The following is a 1,768-nucleotide window of genomic DNA, read 5'->3' on the forward strand; positions in this document are numbered from 1 at the left end:
TCTCCCTTTTACTGCGCGGCGCGCGGCGGTGCTTAATTCGTTGCGTGTTTCCCGCGGGGGGGGCGATCCACACATAACCCCCGCACCCCCCCCCACGGCTGTTGTCGTGCGGCCGTTCGATATTCGACGAACGGCTGCGCCGGATATCGGTTACCGGTCAGGTTTCGAACGGAATCGTGTTGCCTGCGGCATCGCGTGCGCCCTGACCTGCCTCGATGGCGGCGACGAGGTCGGCTACCGAGGACCATTTCACCGGCGGATTGTCCTCCAGATTGCCAATGGTGTACCAGGTTTCGGTATCGCGGTAGCGGACCAGCGCCGTTCCGGTGTCGTCGACTGCGACATCAAGCTCTCCCGACACCGTCCCTTCCTCGCGGGTCATGATGGCGGCTTCGGCGAGAATCTCGATGACGTCGATTATCTGAACCCTCCTTGTGTGACGCAGTCGTCGACTGCGGTACGCAGCGCTTTGAGCTCGTTGTTATCTACAGCCAACGCGTATTTTATCTTTATCTTCACGTAGTGATCGATATATCCACACCGGAAAGCTCCCGGCGGCAGATAATTGGCGACGTCCTGATCACCCTTCGACCTGTTCGCGGACGGATCCGAGGCGATGAGATTGACGGCGTCGTTGGCGATGTTCCGGCGCGTCTCCTCGTCCATCTTGGACGCGCCCGACCGCCAGGCCTCGGCCAGCGGCACGATGTGCTCGGCATCCACGCCGGCCGGATCGGTGATGAACTTGTACGGCTTGAGCTGTCCGGTCTTGGCGTCCATCACGCCGTAGGAGTCCTGCCAGCCGCCGCCCTTGCCGACCTTCAGATCGCACGTCTTGGGATCGAGGGTGACCTCGCCGGTGGCATCGCGCAGCATCATCACCTCGCGGGTCGTGCACTTGGCGTACTGCGCGAACTCCGCCCCGAACCCGTGCTCGACGGCCTTGGTGTCCCAGTGCGGGAACTTCTCCCGGTCGTAGCCGGTCATCGGGAGCTCCTGCGCGACAACCAGTTTGTCGACCGAGGCCTTGACCTCCGAGGCGGACGCCACCGGCCCGGTCGACGGGTTACCCTGCCCGTCCGATGTCTTGCTCTGCCCGCAGGCCGAGACGGCCACGGCCAGTATCACCGCCAGGCACGCCGGAATCACCCCGGACCGTCCGCGCCGTGTACCCGGCAACATCGCAATCGACGCTATTTTCAACGCAACACTCCACTACTGTCGACAACATCCTTGTCGCTCATGCCGATCAGATCATGGGCGCCCCAACATTGCTCTGCTACCGGTGTATTCATCCGGCCCCGGCCGTGGGTGGGGCGTGTTCGCTTGTGCGCGACGGCTGCTGCGGAGACATCCCGAACACCGTCGCAATCGAGGTGCCGAAAGAGCAAGCCGGACGGTCGGTTCAGAGACCGGACTCACAGCCGCCCCCACGGGAATCGGGGCTGCCGGAGCGGGCGACACCCTTCAATACTGGGCCGGGTCGGGATCGAGATCAACGGAGTGACGCATGTATTCGAAGAAATTGCTCGGCGCCCTCGTCGTGTCGGCGGCTCTGCTCGGCGCGTCGGGCGCGGCGGCCGGCGCCGCGCAGGCCGCGCCGGCCGACCCGGCGCCCGCGGGCCTCGTCGCGGACAGCGGTTCCGCGAGCTCGTCCGGAACCCTCGGGCGCGACGCGGCGTGGACGCTGGTGTGCGTGCTGACCGGCAAGTTCGTGGGCTCGGTCTACCCGCCCTGCTGAGGATCACGCAAACGGCAACGCCCCGAC

Annotated in this window: 3 protein-coding genes; 1 reads left to right on the forward strand and 2 read right to left on the reverse strand. The window is 65.2% G+C overall.

Annotated features, from left to right (window positions below):
• Positions 1 to 157 precede the first annotated feature (157 nt).
• Entirely contained in the window at positions 158 to 382 is a 225-nt protein-coding gene (locus ACWIGI_RS38055) for a hypothetical protein (protein ID WP_454208464.1), read from the reverse strand.
• A 35-nt stretch (positions 383 to 417) separates the two neighbouring features.
• Positions 418 to 1,182, reverse strand: coding sequence for an HNH endonuclease family protein (locus ACWIGI_RS38060; protein ID WP_454208465.1), 765 nt, complete (start codon positions 1,180 to 1,182; stop codon positions 418 to 420).
• Positions 1,183 to 1,510: 328 nt separating this feature from the next.
• Between ACWIGI_RS38060 and ACWIGI_RS38065 the strand changes: the two genes are divergently transcribed.
• Positions 1,511 to 1,741, forward strand: coding sequence for a hypothetical protein (locus tag ACWIGI_RS38065; RefSeq protein ID WP_454208466.1), 231 nt, complete (start codon positions 1,511 to 1,513; stop codon positions 1,739 to 1,741).
• Positions 1,742 to 1,768: the final 27 nt, after the last annotated feature.

Source organism: Nocardia sp. NPDC055321 (assembly GCF_053645575.1).